The sequence below is a fragment of the Amycolatopsis decaplanina DSM 44594 genome (genome assembly GCF_000342005.1).
Lineage (GTDB): Bacteria > Actinomycetota > Actinomycetes > Mycobacteriales > Pseudonocardiaceae > Amycolatopsis > Amycolatopsis decaplanina.
In genome coordinates this window covers 142288-159003 of the sequence record NZ_AOHO01000055.1, presented here as the reverse complement: position 1 = coordinate 159003, position 16716 = coordinate 142288, and the positions used below count along the sequence as shown (strand labels likewise).

Annotated in this window: 13 protein-coding genes; 8 read left to right on the top strand and 5 right to left on the bottom strand. The window is 69.5% G+C overall.

All coding sequences use genetic code 11. The features are described 5' to 3' along the window. The first annotated feature begins 215 nt into the window (after positions 1-215). On the top strand, positions 216-893 hold the full coding sequence (locus H074_RS17915; RefSeq protein WP_007031451.1) for a uracil-DNA glycosylase: 678 nt from the start codon (positions 216-218) through the stop codon (positions 891-893). Between the two features lie 276 nt (positions 894-1169). On the opposite strand, the gene rpmB is transcribed toward H074_RS17915, so the two are convergent. After that, positions 1170-1361 carry a 50S ribosomal protein L28 gene (gene rpmB, locus H074_RS17910; protein ID WP_007031450.1) on the bottom strand — a complete coding sequence of 64 codons (192 nt, stop codon included), beginning with the start codon at positions 1359-1361 and terminating at the stop codon, positions 1170-1172. A 132-nt stretch (positions 1362-1493) separates the two neighbouring features. Between rpmB and H074_RS17905 the strand changes: the two genes are divergently transcribed. Together H074_RS17905 and recG are read left to right on the top strand one after the other, a co-directional pair. Next, positions 1494-3077, top strand: coding sequence for a DAK2 domain-containing protein (locus tag H074_RS17905; protein WP_007031449.1), 1584 nt, complete (start codon positions 1494-1496; stop codon positions 3075-3077). 4 nt (positions 3078-3081) lie between these two features. Beyond that, positions 3082-5235 carry an ATP-dependent DNA helicase RecG gene (recG, locus tag H074_RS17900; RefSeq protein ID WP_007031448.1) on the top strand — a complete coding sequence of 718 codons (2154 nt, stop codon included), beginning with the start codon at positions 3082-3084 and terminating at the stop codon, positions 5233-5235. Between the two features lie 75 nt (positions 5236-5310). Here the strand turns inward: recG and H074_RS17895 are convergent, their stop codons facing one another. Beyond that, entirely contained in the window at positions 5311-5718 is a 408-nt protein-coding gene (locus tag H074_RS17895) for a hypothetical protein (protein WP_007031447.1), read from the bottom strand. Positions 5719-5825: 107 nt separating this feature from the next. Beyond that, positions 5826-6434: a TetR/AcrR family transcriptional regulator gene (locus H074_RS17890; protein WP_007031446.1), complete on the bottom strand. Its 609-nt coding sequence runs from the start codon at positions 6432-6434 to the stop codon at positions 5826-5828. Between the two features lie 31 nt (positions 6435-6465). Here H074_RS17890 and H074_RS17885 point away from each other — a divergent pair, with 31 nt between their 5' ends. The 5 genes from H074_RS17885 to H074_RS17865 all read left to right on the top strand — a co-directional run bounded on the left by H074_RS17885 (position 6466) and on the right by H074_RS17865 (position 14464). After that, a complete protein-coding gene (locus tag H074_RS17885) occupies positions 6466-7626 on the top strand; it encodes an erythromycin esterase family protein (RefSeq protein ID WP_007031445.1) in 1161 nt (386 codons plus the stop codon). 45 nt (positions 7627-7671) lie between these two features. Next, a complete protein-coding gene (locus tag H074_RS17880; protein ID WP_007031444.1) occupies positions 7672-8595 on the top strand; it encodes a S8 family peptidase in 924 nt (307 codons plus the stop codon). A gap of 88 nt (positions 8596-8683) precedes the next feature. Beyond that, complete coding sequence (locus H074_RS17875) at positions 8684-12061, top strand: pyruvate carboxylase (protein ID WP_007031443.1); 3378 nt, start codon at positions 8684-8686, stop codon at positions 12059-12061. 93 nt (positions 12062-12154) lie between these two features. Continuing rightward, positions 12155-12949, top strand: a complete 795-nt coding sequence (locus tag H074_RS17870) for an arginase family protein (protein WP_007031442.1) — start codon at positions 12155-12157, stop codon at positions 12947-12949. A 231-nt stretch (positions 12950-13180) separates the two neighbouring features. Beyond that, on the top strand, positions 13181-14464 hold the full coding sequence (locus tag H074_RS17865; RefSeq protein WP_007031441.1) for a PucR family transcriptional regulator: 1284 nt from the start codon (positions 13181-13183) through the stop codon (positions 14462-14464). A gap of 67 nt (positions 14465-14531) precedes the next feature. On the opposite strand, the gene H074_RS17860 is transcribed toward H074_RS17865, so the two are convergent. Further along, the gene (locus H074_RS17860; protein ID WP_007031440.1) at positions 14532-15908 is read right to left on the bottom strand and encodes a DUF6801 domain-containing protein; all 1377 of its coding nucleotides are present in this window, start codon (positions 15906-15908) and stop codon (positions 14532-14534) included. Positions 15909-15980: 72 nt separating this feature from the next. After that, entirely contained in the window at positions 15981-16607 is a 627-nt protein-coding gene (locus H074_RS17855; protein WP_007031439.1) for a DUF6801 domain-containing protein, read from the bottom strand. Positions 16608-16716 lie beyond the last annotated feature (109 nt).

Sequence of the window (16716 nt, the reverse complement as noted above, 5' to 3'; positions counted from 1 at the left end):
CGGTCCCTGACGGCACGGGCGGATGCGGCCGAGTACGACCCGGTACGAGGCCGATCCGCCCGCACCGTCAGGAACCACCTGGATCACGAAGCCCATCGAACAGGCTTATGAAACACGCCCTAAGCGCTGTCCACGACGTGTCACCCCCGCTTGTGACGGGTGTCTCAGGCAGGCGGAAAAACAGGCCTCGACCGGCCTGAGTAAGCTCGCACGCCGTGACCGCACGACCGCTGCAGGACATCGTCGAAGCAGGCTGGGCGAAGGCCCTCGAACCGGTGGCGCCGCAGGTCGCCGCGATGGGGGAGTTCCTCCGCGCGGAGATCGCCGCCGGCCGGACCTACCTCCCGGCCGGGGAGCACGTGCTGCGGGCCTTCCAGCAGCCGTTCCACGACGTGCGGGTGCTGATCGTCGGCCAGGACCCGTACCCGACGCCCGGGCACGCGGTCGGGCTGAGCTTCTCGGTGGCGCCGGACGTCCGGCCGATCCCGAAGAGCCTGATCAACATCTACAAGGAGTACTGCGAGGACCTCGGGCACCCGCTGCCGTCGAACGGCGACCTGACGCCGTGGGCCGACCAGGGGGTTCTGCTGCTCAACAGGGCGCTGACGGTGCAGCCGGGCAAGTCGAACTCGCACCAGGGCAAGGGCTGGGAAGAGGTCACCGAGCAGGCCATCAAGGCCCTCTCCGCGCGGGACGAGCCGATGGTGGCGATCCTGTGGGGCCGCAACGCGCGGAACCTGAAGCCGATGCTGGGAAAGGTGCCGTGCATCGAGTCGGCGCACCCGAGCCCGCTTTCGGCGCACTCCGGCTTCTTCGGCTCGCGGCCCTTCAGCCGGGCGAACCAGCTGCTCGCCGACCAGGGCGCCGACCCCGTGGACTGGAAGCTGCCCTGAGCGTCGCTTGAAGTACATGAAGGCCCCCTTCCTTGCGCTAGGCGCAAGGAAGGGGGCCTTCATGTACTTCGGGAGGAAGTAGTGACCGGTGTGACTCCTGAGGCGACGCTGCTGTCCGTGAAGGCCTCCTTGAGGGACTCAGGGTCCCTCAAGGAGGCCTTCACGGACTTGCGAGAGCGGGGAAAGTCCGGCAGAGACCACCTGGACCCACGCCCACGCGCCCATAAAAAATGGCGGGTGCTCCGAAGAGCACCCGCCATTCCCCAAAAACCCGGTTCAGCCGCGAACGACCTTGCCCGCCTTGATGCACGAGGTGCAGGCGTTCAGGCGCTTGCGCTGGGACAGACCGATCTTGGCGTGAACGGTCTGGATGTTCGGGTTCCACCGGCGGTTGGTACGCCGGTGGGAGTGCGAGACCGACTTGCCAAAGCCCGGTCCCTTGCCACAGACGTCGCACACGGCAGCCACGTCGAACTCCTCTGGATCTGGGACGAAAGAATGGTGCCCAGCACGCTGGGCAACTCGACCATAGTAACCAGTGGCTCAGAGCCCTCCGGCACCGGGTCGATACCCTCGCTGGAACAGGTAGGAGGTTACGGGGTGCGGGTGCTGGACGTGGCGGCGGTGTCGGCCTGGTCTGCGGCCTGTGTGCACAGCTTGGCGGTGCTGCGGCCGGCGATCGACGGCATCAACGTCTACCCGGTCGCCGACTCCGACACCGGCTCCAATCTGCTGTTCACCATGACCGCGGCCCGCGACGCGCTGGCGGAGGCCGACCCAGCGACGACCGCCGAGGCGCTGGCGGCGTTCGCGAAGGGCGCGGTCGCCGCGGCCAAGGGCAATTCGGGCGTGATCATGTCGCAGGTCGTGCGCGGGATCGCCGAGTCGGCGAGCGCCAGGGAGCTCGACGGGCCCGGTCTCGCGGAGGCGCTCGGGTGCGCGGACAGGGCCGCCACGGGGGCGGTGAGCCGCCCGGTGGCCGGAACCATCCTGACCGTGCTCCACACCGTCGCCGCGGCCGTCCGCGACGCGACAGGGTCACTCGAAGAGGTGGCCGCCGCGGCGGCGAGCGTCGCCGCCGAAGCCCTCGAAGAGACCCCGAAGCAGCTGCCCGTCCTGGCGGTGGCCGGTGTGGTCGACGCCGGCGCCCGCGGCCTGGTCGCGGTTCTCGACGCCCTTTCCGGCGTGATCTCCGGCGGCCTCACCGAGCCGGAGCATCCGCTCGAGGCACATCACCATCACACGATCGACGCGCCGACGGCCTGGGAGGTCATGTACCTGCTCGACGGCGTCGACGAGGGCAGTCTTCCCGGGCTTCGCAAGACCCTCAGCGGCCTCGGCGACAGCGTCACGGTCGCCGGGGACGGCGCCGGCGCGTACGCCGTCCACGTGCACTGCGCGGACATCGGCGCGGCGCTGGAGGCCGGGATCGAGCTCGGCCGTCCCCGCAAGGTAAGGGTCGAGCCGCTGATCACGCCGACCCCGGTCGAGGTCGGCGGCGGGATCGACCGGTCGGTGGTCGCCGTGGTCCACGGCGGACCGCTGGCCGAGCTGTTGCGGGCCGAGGGCGTCGCGGTGCTGTCCGTGCCGCCGGGGGTGTCGCCGACGGTCGAAGAGATGCTGGGCCTGATCAACGAGGCGGCCGGGCACCACGTCACCGTTCTTCCGGGCGGTCAGGAGCTGACCGCGGCGGCCGACGCGGCGGCGGGGCACGCGATGGCCGCGGACCGCGACGTCGTCGTCATCCCGTGCGTGTCACCCGTCCAGGTGCTCGCCGCGCTGGCCGTCCACGACAAGGACCGCCGCACCAACGACGACGTGGTCGCGATGGCCGAAGCGGCCGCCGCCACCAGGCGTGGCGAACTGCGGATCGCGCAGGAGGAGTCGCTAACCTGGGTGGGCCGGGCGCAGGCCGGTGACGTCGTCGGCCTCGTCGACGGCGAGGTCGTGCTGATCGAGCCCGCGCCCGCCTCGGAGACGAGCCTGGTCGCGGCGGCGGTCGGTGTGCTGAACCGGATGCTGGCCCTCGGCGGCGAACTGGTCACCGTGCTGACCGGCGTGGACGTGCCGGTCCGGCTGCCCGGTGAGCTGGCCGACCGGCTCCGCCTGGAGCATCCCGAGGTCGAAGTGACGAGTTACGCCGGCGGCCAGTCCGACGCCGTGCTGCTGATGGGGGTGGAGTGACCGCATGACCAACCTGCGCGCGGACCTCAAGCTGGTCGTGGGCGCGGCGACGGCGAAGGCCCTCGCCAAGGGCCTCAAGATCGAGACGGTCAGCGACCTCCTGCGCCACTACCCCCGCCGTTACGCCGAACGCGGTCAGCTCACCGACATCGCCGGGCTCGAACTCGGTGAGCACGCGACCGTGATGGCGCGGATCGAGCGGGTCAACAAGCGCCGGATGAAGGCGCGCAACGGCACCTTGCTCGAAATGGTGATCACCGACGGCAAACGCCGCCTGCAGTGCACCTTCTTCAACCAGGCCTGGCGCGAAAAGGAGCTCGTGCCAGGCAAGAACGGGCTCTTCGCTGGCAAGGTCACCGCCTTCCGCGACGTCCTGCAGCTGGCGAACCCCGAGTACGAACTGTTCGAGGCGGACCGGGAAGCCGAGGCGCTGGACGATTTCCTCGCCGAGATCATCCCGGTGTACCCGGCGGCGCAGGGGATCCCGACGTGGGTGATCGCCAAGAGCGTGCGGCAGGTGCTGGACGTGCTGGAGGTCGAAGAAGACCCGATGCCGACGGAACTGCTGGCCCGGTACGGCCTGCCCAGCCTGGAAAGCGCGTTGCGCGGCATCCACCGCCCGTCGGGCTGGGACGCGCTGAACTCCGCGCGCCGCAGGCTCAAATGGGACGAAGCCATGGCGGTGCAGCTGATTTTCGCGCAGCGAAGGCATTCCCTGGTCTCGCGGCCCGCGAAAGCCTGTCCGCACAAGGACGGCGGCATCCTCGACGCCTTCGACAAGCGGCTCCCGTTCGCGCTGACCTCCGGCCAGCAGGAGATCGGCGACGAGATCGCCCGTGACCTGTCCACCGAGCATCCGATGAACCGGTTGCTGCAGGGCGAGGTCGGTTCCGGCAAGACGGTGGTCGCGCTGCGCGCCATGTTGCAGGTCGTCGATTCCGGGCGGCAGGCGGCGATGCTCGCGCCGACGGAGGTCCTCGCCGCGCAGCACGCCCGGTCGCTGCGCGAGATGCTCGGCGACCTCGGGCAGGCGGGTGAGCTCGGCGGCGCGGAGAACGCGACGCGGGTGACCCTGCTGACCGGTTCGATGGGCGCCAAGGAACGCAAGAAGGCGTTGCTGGAGACGGTCAGCGGCGAGGCCGGGATCGTCGTCGGCACGCACGCGCTCATCCAGGACACGGTGTCCTTCGCGGACCTCGGCCTGGTCGTGGTCGACGAGCAGCACCGCTTCGGGGTGGAGCAGCGGGACGCGCTGCGCTCCCGCGGTTCCGACGAGACGAGCCCGCACGTCCTGGTCATGACGGCGACGCCCATCCCGCGCACGGTCGCGATGACCGTCTACGGCGACCTGGAGACGTCCGCGCTGCGCGTGATGCCCGCCGGCCGGTCGCCGATCAAGACGTCGGTGGTGCCGGTCGCGGAACGGCCCGCGTGGCTGGACAGGGCCTGGCAGCGGGTCCGCGAGGAATGCGGCAAGGGACATCAGGCCTACATCGTCTGCCCGCGCATCGGCGACGAACCGGCGTCGGACAAGGGCGACAAACGGCCGGCGCTCGCCGTCCTCGACGTGGCGCCCGAGCTGGCCGAAGGGCCGTTGAAGGGGCTCAAGATCGGGGCCCTGCACGGCAGGATGCCCGCCGACGACAAGGACGCCGTGATGCAGGCGTTCTCCAAGGGTGACCTGGACGTGCTCGTCGCGACCACTGTGATCGAGGTCGGCGTGAACGTGCCGAACGCGACAGCGATGGTGATCATGGACGCCGACCGCTTCGGCATCAGCCAGCTGCACCAGCTGCGCGGCCGGGTCGGCCGGGGCAGCGTTCCGGGACTGTGCCTGCTGGTCACCGAAACCCTGGACGGGACGACCACCCGCGAGCGGCTCGCCGCCGTCGAGTCCACGACGGACGGGTTCGAACTGTCCCGAATGGACTTGGAACTGCGCCGCGAGGGCGACATCCTCGGCGCCGCGCAGTCGGGGAAGAAGTCGACCCTGAAACTGCTGTCGCTGCTGCAGGACGAGGAGGTCATCGCCGAGGCGAGGGCCCGCGCGTCGGAAATCGTCGAAAAGGACCCGGCTTTGGGGAATCACCTGGGGCTGGCGCATATGATCGCCGACGTCGTCGACGAAGATCGCGTCGAGTATCTGGAAAAAAGCTGACGTGAACATCTCTGCCCGATCGGACCTTGCCGTCAGACGTCCCGCTTTCCGAAGTGCGCTACCGGAGCGACCTCGTCAGCGGGTGAACCAGGCGCGTTCCTCGGGTTTGTTGAGGATGACGATGATGCCGACGGCGATGCCCATCCCGATCAGCTGGGTGATCGCCCCGCCGCTGACCAGGCTGATCAGCCCCATGACCACGGCCAGCCCTTCCACGGCGATGACCGTCGGCCGCACCCAGGCCGAACCGCGGGAGATCCTTGTCGCGCAGGCGATCAGCACGACGGCGACCACGAAACCGAGGATCGCCAGCGCCAGGGCGAGGCCCGCTTCCTCGTTGCCGTGGTCGAGCTCGTTGATCGCGAGCGAGGTCACGAGCGCGCTGACGAGGATGTTGAGGACCGCCTGCAGCCAGAGGAAACCGCGGACGAACTTGAGCCCGCGTGGCATCTCCAGCGGCCGGTTCCGGATTTCCTCGGTCATGACGGGCTCCCTCTCTCGGCACGGAGAGACCAGTGTGGGCCCCGGAAGTCCTTGGTGTTGACGGTAAAACTGTCCTCAGCGGGTGACCAACTCTCGCAAGTAGGTGACTAATTGCGAGAGCGGACATAGGTTCCCGACGCGGCCGCGACCGCCACCGCCCGCGCCGTGGCTCGCGCGTCCGCCACCGTGACGCTTTCCCTCGACAGGAAAAGCCGGTAGAACATCGGCCCGCACACCGCCCGCACCAGCTCGTCGCCATCCGTACCGGAAGGGATCTCGCCCCGCGCGACGGCCCGCTCCGCGATCGGCGCCATGCGCACGTGCCTGTCCTGGTAGAAGTCGTGCAGCGCCTCGGCCGCCTGCGGCGACTGGAAGGCCGCCAGCACCGACGCCGTCGGCAGTTCCTTCAGCTCGGGCTCGGTGAAGTACCGCACCACCTCGGCCGCGACCTCGTACAGATCGTCCTCGAGCGACCCGGTGTCGGGCGCCGTCCAGTCGTCCTCCGCGCCCATCTGCAGCGCGGCGGCGACGAGACCGTCCGGTGAGGACCAGCGCCGGTACACCGTGGTCTTGTGCACCCCGGACCGCTCGGCGACCGCGTCCACGGTCAGTTCGCCGAACCCGCGTTCGGCCAGCAGGTCGAGGGTGGCGTGCAGGACGGCCTGACGGGTGCGTTCGGTCCGGCCACCGGGCCGCTGGGTACCGGAGGTTGCCAATTGCTACTCCTGTTGCGTTAGTGTGGTCAGTATGTCAGACCCAGCGAAGATCGCCGAACTCATCGGGGACGCCAGGATTGTCGCCATCGGTGAGAACAACCACCACATCCACGAGTTCGGGGACCTGCGCAATCGTTTGCTCCGCCACCTCGTCGAACAGCGTGGCTTCCGGGTCGTCGCGTTCGAATCCGGTTTCGCCGAGGGAAAACTCGTCGACGACTGGCTGAAGGGCGCCCCGGGGGACCTCGCCGACATCGGCCGCGACGGCTTCACCTTCTCGCTCGGGGAGTCGCCCGAGGCACACGAAATGCTGACGTGGCTCCGCGAACGGGGCGACATCCGGTACTACGGCCTCGACGTGCCGAGTTCCGCGGGCTCGCCCGTGCCGTCGCTCGACGCGGTCCGCGCCTACCTGTCCACTGTGGACGAGCCCGCGGTGGGCCTCGTCGACGCGGCGATCGAGGCGACCAAGGGGTACGCGTCGGTCAGCAGCGCGGACGCGCCCGCCAAGTACGCCGCCCTCGACGCCGCCGCCAAGGACACGGCGACCGCGGCGCTCACCCGGCTCAAGACGCACCTCACCTCGTTGCGTCCCGTCTACGGGAACACCGCCGTCGCGGAGCACCACGTCGAAGGCGCCTTGCGCGTCGACGCGTACCTCGCCGAGGTCGCCGCGATGATGTCCGGCGACGCGCCCGCCCTGCAGAGCGGTTCGCGCGACGCGTACATGGCCGAGACCGTCCGGCTGATCCGCCGGCGCAGGGGCGACGACACGAAGATCGTCGTGATGCTCCACAACGGACACCTCCAGCGCGTGCCGTTCTCGCCGTTCCCCGGGCTCACCTCCCCTTCGGCGGGCACGCATCTGGCCGCCGAGTTCGGCGACGACTACTTCGCGCTGGGACTCACCGCGGTCGAGGGCGAGACCACCGGGCTCAGGCCGGATCCGGCCGCGCGGCTCGGTTTCACCGTGTACCGCCAGGAACTGGAGGCACCGGCGGACGGCAGCGTCGAAGCCGAGGGCCCGGGGCTGGTGGACCTCCGCGCGCGGCGCGGAACCGAGGGACCCCGGAGCATCCGGCACGCGCACCTGTTCAACCCCGTCGACGTCGTCATTGCCTTCGACGCACTGGTCTGCTTCCCGAAGTCGACGGTCAGTGGTCACATCGGCCAAGACCAGTCGAACGGGTGACAGTCCGGGGTTGCCGCCCCCGGGGTACAGGCGTAGAGCCAAGACATGATCATTCGACTGGTACGGATCATGGCCGCGCTGGCGCTCCTGGTACTCGTGGCGCAGCCCGCCTCCGCGACGGAAGTCCAGCAGAACCCGCCGAACTGGGGACTGGACCGGATCGACCAGCGAACGGGCCTCGACCAGCTCTACCACTACGAGACCGACGCCAAGGACGTCACGGTCTACGTGATCGACAGCGGTGTCGACGCGGCGCATCCGGACTTCGGCGGCCGGGTGAAACCCGGTAAGGACTTCCTCAACGGCGGCACCGACACCTCCGACACCAACGGGCACGGCACATACCTGGCCGGTGTCGCCGCGTCGAAGACCTTCGGTGTCGCGAAGGCCGCGCAGATCGTCCCGGTCCGGGTGATCGACGCACAGGGCGGCGGCGCGACGGACAAGATCATCGCGGGAATCGACTGGGTGACGCAGAACGCGCAACAGCCCGCCGTCGCCGTCCTCGGCATCGGCGGCGCGGCCAACGACCAGCTCGACGCCGCCGTCCGCGCGCTCGCGGCGGTCGTCCCGGTCGCCCTCCCGGCGGGCGGCGAGGCCACCGACGCGGGGAAGTTCTCACCCGGCCGGGTGGCCGAAGCGCTCACCGTCGGCTCGACCGACGCGAGCGATCAGGTCGGGTCGACGTCGAACTACGGCGAGGTCGTCGACCTCTTCGCGCCCGGCGTGGACGTGCCGGGACCCAACGCCGGGGGGAGCGGCGGCAGGATGCTCAGCGGGACGTCGTCGGCCGCCGCGCACGTCGCCGGGGTGGCCGCGCTGTACCGGGCCCTGCACCCGGCGGTCTCCGCCGCGGACGTCACGAAGGCGCTCGTGGACCTCGCTTCGGTCGACGTGCTGACCGGTGTCCACGAGGGCACCGCGAACCGGTTGCTCCAGAGCCCGGGGGCGCAACTCAGGCGGGGATGACGTCCATCACCTGGGCAACAACTCCCGTCCTGCGGGAGCGAGCAGGTAACGTGCCTCACCTACCGATCCGATGATGGGAAGGACCGGCATGTTCCGCAAGGTACTGGTCGCCAACCGGGGTGAGATCGCCATTCGCGCGTTCCGCGCCGGATTCGAGCTCGGCGCGGGCACGGTGGCTGTGTTCCCGCACGAAGACCGCAATTCGCTCCACCGGCTGAAGGCCGACGAGGCCTACGAGATCGGCGAACCCGGTCACCCGGTGCGGGCCTATCTGTCGGTCGAGGAAATCGTGGCCGCCGCCAAGAAGGCGGGGGCGGACGCCGTTTACCCCGGCTACGGCTTCCTCTCCGAGAACCCGGACCTCGCGCGCGCGTGCGAGGACGAAGGCATCACCTTCGTCGGACCGAGCGCGGACATCCTCGAGCTGACCGGGAACAAGGCTCGCGCGGTCAAGGCCGCGCGCGAGGCCGGGGTGCCGGTGCTGGGCTCGTCGGAACCGTCCTCCGACGTCGACGCGCTGATCGCCGCCGCCGAAGAGATCGGCTTCCCGGTCTTCGTCAAGGCCGTCGCCGGCGGTGGCGGGCGCGGTATGCGCCGCGTCCAGGACCCCGCGCAGCTGCGCGAGTCCATCGAGGCCGCCGCGCGCGAGGCCGAATCCGCCTTCGGCGACCCGACTGTGTTCATCGAGAAGGCCGTCGTCGAGCCTCGCCACATCGAGGTCCAGATCCTCGCCGACGGCGAGGGCAACGTGATCCACCTCTTCGAGCGCGACTGCTCGGTCCAGCGGCGGCATCAGAAGGTCGTCGAGCTGGCCCCGGCGCCGAACCTGCCGTCCGAACTGCGGGACCGGATCTGCTCCGACGCGGTGAAGTTCGCCCGCCAGATCGGCTATCGCAACGCCGGCACCGTCGAGTTCCTGCTCGACCGGGACGGCAACCACGTCTTCATCGAGATGAACCCGCGCATCCAGGTCGAGCACACGGTGACCGAGGAGGTCACCGACGTCGACCTCGTCCAGTCGCAGCTGCGCATCGCCTCCGGCGAGACGCTCGACGACCTCGGGCTCTCGCAGGACAAGGTGTACCTGCGCGGCGCCGCCCTGCAGTGCCGCATCACCACCGAGGATCCCGCCAACGGCTTCCGCCCGGACACCGGGATGATCAGCGCGTACCGTTCGCCCGGCGGTTCCGGCATCCGCCTCGACGGCGGGACGGCGTTCTCCGGCACCGAGATCAGCGCGCACTTCGACTCGCTGCTGGTGAAGCTCACCTGCCGCGGCCGCGACTTCAAGACCGCCGTCGGCCGCGCCCGCCGCGCGGTCGCGGAGTTCCGGATCCGCGGCGTGGCCACGAACATCCCGTTCCTGCAGGCCGTCCTCGACGACCCGGACTTCCGCGAAGGCCGCGTCACGACCTCGTTCATCGAGGAGCGCCCGCATCTGCTCACCGCGCGCCATTCGGCCGACCGCGGGACCAGGCTGCTGACCTACCTCGCCGACAAGACGGTCAACAAGCCGCACGGTGAACGTCCTCGCACCCTCGACCCCCAGGTCAAACTGCCGAAGCTGCCCACGGGCCTCGAACCGGCGCCCGGCTCGAAGCAGAAGCTCACCGAACTGGGGCCGGAGGGCTTCGCCCGCTGGCTGCGGGAGTCGCCGACCATCGGCGTCACCGACACCACCTTCCGCGACGCGCACCAGTCGCTGCTCGCCACCCGGGTGCGGACGAAGGACCTGCTCGCCGTCGCGCCGATCGTCGCGCGGACCACGCCGCAGCTGCTTTCGCTGGAATGCTGGGGCGGCGCGACCTACGACGTAGCCCTCCGCTTCCTCGCCGAAGATCCGTGGGAGCGGCTGGCGAAGCTGCGGGAAGCGGTGCCGAACATCTGTCTGCAGATGCTGCTGCGCGGCCGCAACACGGTCGGCTACACGCCGTACCCCACCGAGGTGACCAACGCCTTCGTCGAGGAGGCGACGGCTACCGGGATCGACATCTTCCGGATCTTCGACGCGCTCAACGACGTCGAGCAGATGCGCCCGGCGATCGAAGCCGTCCGCGAGACCGGATCCGCCGTCGCCGAGGTGGCGCTCTGCTACACCTCGGACCTGTCGGATCCGGCCGAGAAGCTGTACACCCTGGACTACTACCTCAAGCTGGCGGAGCAGATCGTCGGCGCGGGGGCGCACGTCCTGGCCATCAAGGACATGGCGGGACTGCTGCGGGCACCCGCGGCGGTGCGGCTGGTTTCCGCGTTGCGCAAGGAATTCGACCTGCCGGTGCACATCCACACGCACGACACGGCGGGTGGCCAGCTGGCGACGTACCTCGCCGCGATCCAGGCCGGGGCGGACGCCGTCGACGGTGCCGTCGCGTCCATGGCGGGCACGACGTCGCAGCCGTCGCTTTCCGCGCTCGTCGCGGCCACCGACCACTCGGACCGGCCGACCGGGCTGGACCTGCAGGCGATCGGCGACCTGGAGCCGTACTGGGAGAGCGTGCGCAAGATCTACGCGCCGTTCGAGGCAGGTCTCGCGTCGCCGACCGGGCGTGTGTACCACCACGAGATCCCCGGTGGGCAGCTGTCGAACCTGCGCACGCAGGCGATCGCGCTCGGTCTCGGCGAGCGGTTCGAGGACATCGAGGCGATGTACGCGGCCGCGGACCGGATCCTCGGGCATCTGGTCAAGGTCACGCCCTCGTCCAAAGTGGTCGGTGACCTCGCGCTGCACCTCGTCGGCGCCGGCGTCTCGCCGGAGGACTTCGAGGCGGAGCCGAACAAGTTCGACATCCCCGACTCGGTGATCGGCTTCCTGCGCGGCGAACTGGGCGACCCGCCCGGTGGCTGGCCGGAGCCGTTCCGCACCAAGGCCCTCGAAGGCCGCGCGCAGCCGAAGCCGGTGCAGGAACTGTCCGAAGAGGACCACAAAGGACTGGCGGAGAACCGGCGCGCGACGCTGAACCGGCTGCTGTTCCCCGGGCCCACGAAGGACTTCGAGGCGCACCGCGAGCAGTACGGTGACACCTCCGTCCTGCCGTCCAAGGACTTCTTCTACGGCCTGCGCCCGGGAGAGGAGTACTCGGTCGACCTGGAGCAGGGTGTCCGGCTGCTGATCGAGCTGGAGGCCATCGGCGAGGCCGACGAGCGCGGGCTGCGCACGGTGATGTCCACGCTCAACGGCCAGCTGCGCCCGATCCAGGTCCGCGACACCTCGATCGCGTCGGACATCCCGGCGACGGAGAAGGCCGACAAGGGCGACCCGAAGCAGATCGCCGCGCCGTTCGCGGGCGTGGTGACGCTGCAGGTGTCCGAGGGCGACGAGGTCGAGGCCGGTGCGACGGTCGCGACCATCGAGGCGATGAAGATGGAGGCGTCGATCACCGCTTCCGCCGGCGGCAAGGTGTCGCGGCGCGCGATCAACGCCGTCCAGCAGGTCGAGGGCGGGGACCTGCTTCTCGTCCTGGAGTGACCTGAGCCGAGCTGTCCGTGAAGGCCCCCTTGAGAGACCCAGGGTCCCTCAAGGGGGCCTTCACGGACTTGCGGCCGCCGCTAACGTGGACCGGTGCTGATCAACGCCGTACCCCAGTTTCAGGGCGCACTGACCGAGCGCGCGCCGGAGTTGCCCGAAGGCTGCGTCGCGCTCGCAGAGCTGGCGGGTCACGTGCTGGGCGTGCCGGTGCACCACATCCGGCAGACCCGCGAGACCTCGCCCGTGGTCAACGGCATCGCCAACCGTGTGGTGCTCACCGGCGCGAACCGGGCCGCGCAGCTCGCCGCGCTGGAGGCGCCGGGCGGGCCGGTGCTCACCATCGGCGGGGACTGCGGCGTCGAACTGATCCCGATCGGGGTCGCGCGTTACCGCTTCGGGCCCGCGCTCGGCGTCGCCTGGTTCGACGCGCATTCCGATCTCAACACCGCGGAGACGTCGCCGTCGGGCGCGTTCCACGGAATGGTGCTGCGGTCGCTGCTCGGCGAGGGTGACCCGGAGTTCGCCGCGAACCCGCCGGTCGAACCCGGACGTGTCGTCCTCGCCGGGACGAGGGCCTTCGACGACGCCGAGCGGGCCGTGGTCGATCGCGGGCTCGCCGTCGAAGCGGCCGACGTCGCCGCGGGGCTGGCCGGCGCGGACAAGGTGTACGTCCATCTCGACCTCGACGTGCTCGACCCGCGCGAGTTCGACGGGCTGAACTGTCCGGAGCCCGGTGGCTTGACGATCGAGCGCCTGGTGGCGATGCTTCGCGGGCTGAGCGGTTTCGAGGTCGTCGGCGCGGGGATCACCGAATGCGCCGGCACCGAGGTGCGCGTGCTGGCGCCGGTGCTCGAAGTACTCGGTGAATTGCTCACCGGAAAGCGGTGACGCTCCGTCACGGTCGCATCCACTTCGGCCGTTCGTACGTACCGCGCGAGGCGTTTGCCGGGCACTTGTCATCAAAATTCAGGGATGACCCGTGATTTTGTCACGACGGTGACAAGAAATCGGTTTCTTCTGCGAAAGGTGACACATTCACGAGCGACTTTGCGATGTGTTCGTTGTCACCCCACGACGATCGTGGGATGTCGGGACGCTGGGCGGAGCAAAGGAGCTGCGATGTCGGTGGAGCGCGGAATCGAACACGCTGCGCAGCCCCCTGCGGCGCTTCCTCGCAAGCTCGCCGACATTTTGCGACCGGAACTGGGCAGTCTCGCCAACGAGATCGTCGACGAGATCCGGGCGACCATCCCCGCGTACGCGCGACCGCTCGACGGGCCCTACGGCAAGTCGATCCGCGCGGGCGTCGAATACGCGATCACGCTGTTCGTCGCCCAGATCGCGGATCCCAGCGTCTCCAAGGAACAGTCGCACGAGGTCCACCACCGGCTCGGGCAGAACGAGATGAGGGAAGGCCGCAGCCTCGACACCCTCCAGTCTGCGTACCGGGTCGGTGCGCGGGTCTCGTGGCGGCGCATCATGCGCGTCGGCCGCCGCAGCGGTCTCTCGTCCGCGGTGATGTCGCAACTGGCCGACGCGATGCTCGCGTTCATGGACGAACTCGCGTCCGTCGCGCTGGACGGGTACCTCGAAGCGAAGGCGCGCACCGCCGGCGCACTGGACACGTGGCGCCGCAAACTGCTGCACCTGGTGCTGGAAACCCCGCCCGCGCCGACGAAGGCGATCGCGGAACTCGCGCAGCTGACCGGCTGGACGGTGCCCGAGCGCGCGACGCCGGTGGTGCTGCAGCCGATCGGTGAGAGCGTCAGACCCCGGCGGCACAACGCGGTGGATTCGGACGTCCTCGTCGAACTCGACTGCGCTGAGCCGCGTCTGCTCGTCCCCGGCGAGATCACCGGCGCCCGTCTGGCCACCCTGCAGGCCGCGCTGCCGGACTATCGGCTGTCGATCGGCCCGTGCCGTCCGCTGGACTCCGTCGCCGATTCCCTCCGCTGGGCGCGCGAAGCCCTGCACCTCTCCGAACGCGGCATCGTCCAGGCCCGCCGGGTGATCCGCGCCGAAGAACATCTCGCCACCCTGCTCGTGAACGCCGACGCCGCGCTGACCTGCCAGCTGCGCGACCGCCTGTTCGCCCCGCTCGCCGAGATGACCGGGAAACAGCGGGAACGGCTGCTCGAGACCCTGCGCGCCTGGCTCGACAGCCAGGGCAACGTCGTCGACATCGCCGAGCGGCTCCAGGTACACCCGCAGACCGTGCGGTACCGGATGCGGCAGTTGCAGGCGACTTTCGGCGAGCACCTGCGCGACCCGGGGGCCCGGTTCGAGATGGAACTCGCGCTGCGGGCCGGTGTCAGCCCTTCCGCGGCGCCCGAAGGATACGCGCTGCCGGAGGTGCTTCCCGCGCCTCGCAATAGTCCACAGTGGACGTCGAGCGGGTCTTAGGGCACCCGGATGCCGGGAAGGGTCGTTCAGGGCGAAAACGTCCTGAACGACCCTTTCCTGACCGTCGTCAGCGGCGCGCCACCGGCGGATCCACGTTGGGACATTTACGTTCCGGGTCCCAGGGCAGCCCGACCTGGTTGACCCCGACGCACGCCTGGTTGCCCGGCCCCGACGCCATTCCGCTCAACAGCGAGTCGAGATCCTCCTTCACGCCGCAGCCGGAGAACGCGGGCAGGGTGAAGTCCCGGTACGCGGGGTCCGCCCACTTCGGATCGGTGCGCACGACGCCGCCGGTGAACATCCCATACTTCTCCCCGCGGAGATTGATCTTGATCGGCTCGGCGGTGAGGCAGTGGTCGCCGACGTCCAGGCCGACCCCGTTGATCGTGACCCCGCTCAGTTTCCCGTAGACCTTGAGCGGGGTGAGGACGGTCGAGCTGCCCTCCGGTTCCGGGATCGACACGCCGTCGACGTCGATGATGTGGTTGCCGGTCGCGTGGTCCTCGGGCAGCAGTTCCATGGTCGCGGTGATCGGGACGAAGCCGAAACCGAGGAAGGTCATCGTGCTCGGCGGCATGATGACGGAGCCGGTGATCTTGCCGGGACCTTCCGTGTTCTCCAGGTCGACGTGCCACACCGCGTTGACCATGAACGCGGGCTTCAACCGGGCGAACGCGCCGAGCTTGCTGATCGACGACGTGCCCTGCAGCTCGAACGGCTGCAGCGCGATGGGGTACAGGCCGCTGGCGTGGACGTCGTCCGCCGCCCGCGCGTCGGCCCCGGGCTTCTTCTGTTCGCCCGGCTTGCCGGACTGCGGCTTCGGCTTCCCGAGTGGCAGCAACGCGACACTGCCGAGCAGCGTGGCCTGGTCCGGCGCCTGGGTGCAGGTGATCGGCTTGAGCGGTGTTTCGGCGGCGGTCAGCGCCAGTGACGGCGCGCCGGTGCTCAGCCGCAGTTCGGACGGCACGTTCAACTGGATGTCGGAGACCTTGCCCGTCGCCACCAGCTTCAGTTCGCCGGTGGCGGGCACCTTGGTCGCGGGGATCGTCAGGGACACCGGTATCGGGGTCTTCTTGTCCCCGTTCGCGGCCGTGAGCTCGACGGTCGCGCCACCCGCGACCTCGGCCACGGATCCGAGTGATCCCTCGCTGATCGTGAAAGTCAGCGAGAAGTCCTTCAACTGCACCGGTTTTCCGGTTTGGACGACCTTCGGCAGCGTTGCCTGGACGTCCATCGTGACCTGCCTTTCCCCGGCAGGGTCCGGGAAGACGCAGGTGTTCACGAGACTCAGGTGTGCGGCCGTGGCGCCCTGCGACGGCGCCGGCGGTGGTGTGGCCGGATCGGTCGCGGCCGAAGAGGACAGTGCACCGCTCACCCCCGCGAGCAGGATGACGCCCGCCAGAACGGGAAACCTCCCGAGTGCCCGGCGAACCTGCTGCGTCATGGGTGTTCCTCTCGTGCGATGTCCGGTGGAGACCGTGCGGGACGGGCGTCCCCGCCCCGCACGGAGGGTTCATCAGGTGATCGGGATCGCCGGGCTGAACGCGCGGTTCTGCGCCGGGTTGGTGTTCTTCACGGTGCAGTTGAAGTTCCAGGTGGTCCAGGAACCGTCTTTCTTGTGGAAGTCCAGCGGCGCGTTGATCGTGGTGCCGAGGGAGATCACGCCCGAACCGGGAGCGCCCGCGGTCAGCGTCGGAACGCTGGTGCCGGCGTCCTGGACGATGTTGAAGGTCCGGGGGCCGGGCACGTACGGGTTGATCTGGGTCGGAACGTCCAGGTTGGACACCGTCGCCGACGTCGGGGTGGCGTTGGTGGCGGTGATCGGCATGTTGGCCTTGCCGCGGACACCGTCGTAGTTGGCGGCGTTGAGCAGCGCGTTGATGGTCGCGTTGATCGTCGCCGTGCCGCCGACACTCGACGGAGTGGCGGTGGCGCCGGAGGCGACCGAGTCCGGCCCGACGAAGCTGGCCTTCACGTCCAGCTGCTGCTGGCCGATGCCGGGGAAGTTGCACATGTAGGCGACGGTGCCGGTGGCGTAGGTGGTCGCGGCGGCGGCCGTGCCGGCGGTGAGCACGGCGACGGCGCCGAACACGATGCCGGTGGTGGCGACGCCGGCTGACAACTTGCCAAGTCTGCGGGACATACCTGTCATCTCCTTTGATCCAGTTTACGTCTCGGGCGGCTTTCCCCATGCGCCTTTCGGCGGATTTTTCTGATCAAATATGCTCGACTCGAGCGACTTTCTCGGTGGT

What these genes read in the sequence shown, in the direction of transcription:
- recG (WP_007031448.1), top strand. Translation starts at nt 3,082, where the DNA reads ATGACCAACCTGCGCGCGGACCTCAAGCTGGTCGTGGGCGCGGCGACG.
- H074_RS17895 (WP_007031447.1), bottom strand. Translation starts at nt 5,718, where the DNA reads ATGACCGAGGAAATCCGGAACCGGCCGCTGGAGATGCCACGCGGGCTC.
- H074_RS17885 (WP_007031445.1), top strand. Translation starts at nt 6,466, where the DNA reads ATGTCAGACCCAGCGAAGATCGCCGAACTCATCGGGGACGCCAGGATT.
- H074_RS17880 (WP_007031444.1), top strand. Translation starts at nt 7,672, where the DNA reads ATGATCATTCGACTGGTACGGATCATGGCCGCGCTGGCGCTCCTGGTA.
- H074_RS17875 (WP_007031443.1), top strand. Translation starts at nt 8,684, where the DNA reads ATGTTCCGCAAGGTACTGGTCGCCAACCGGGGTGAGATCGCCATTCGC.
- H074_RS17865 (WP_007031441.1), top strand. Translation starts at nt 13,181, where the DNA reads ATGTCGGTGGAGCGCGGAATCGAACACGCTGCGCAGCCCCCTGCGGCG.
- H074_RS17860 (WP_007031440.1), bottom strand. Translation starts at nt 15,908, where the DNA reads ATGACGCAGCAGGTTCGCCGGGCACTCGGGAGGTTTCCCGTTCTGGCG.
- H074_RS17855 (WP_007031439.1), bottom strand. Translation starts at nt 16,607, where the DNA reads ATGTCCCGCAGACTTGGCAAGTTGTCAGCCGGCGTCGCCACCACCGGC.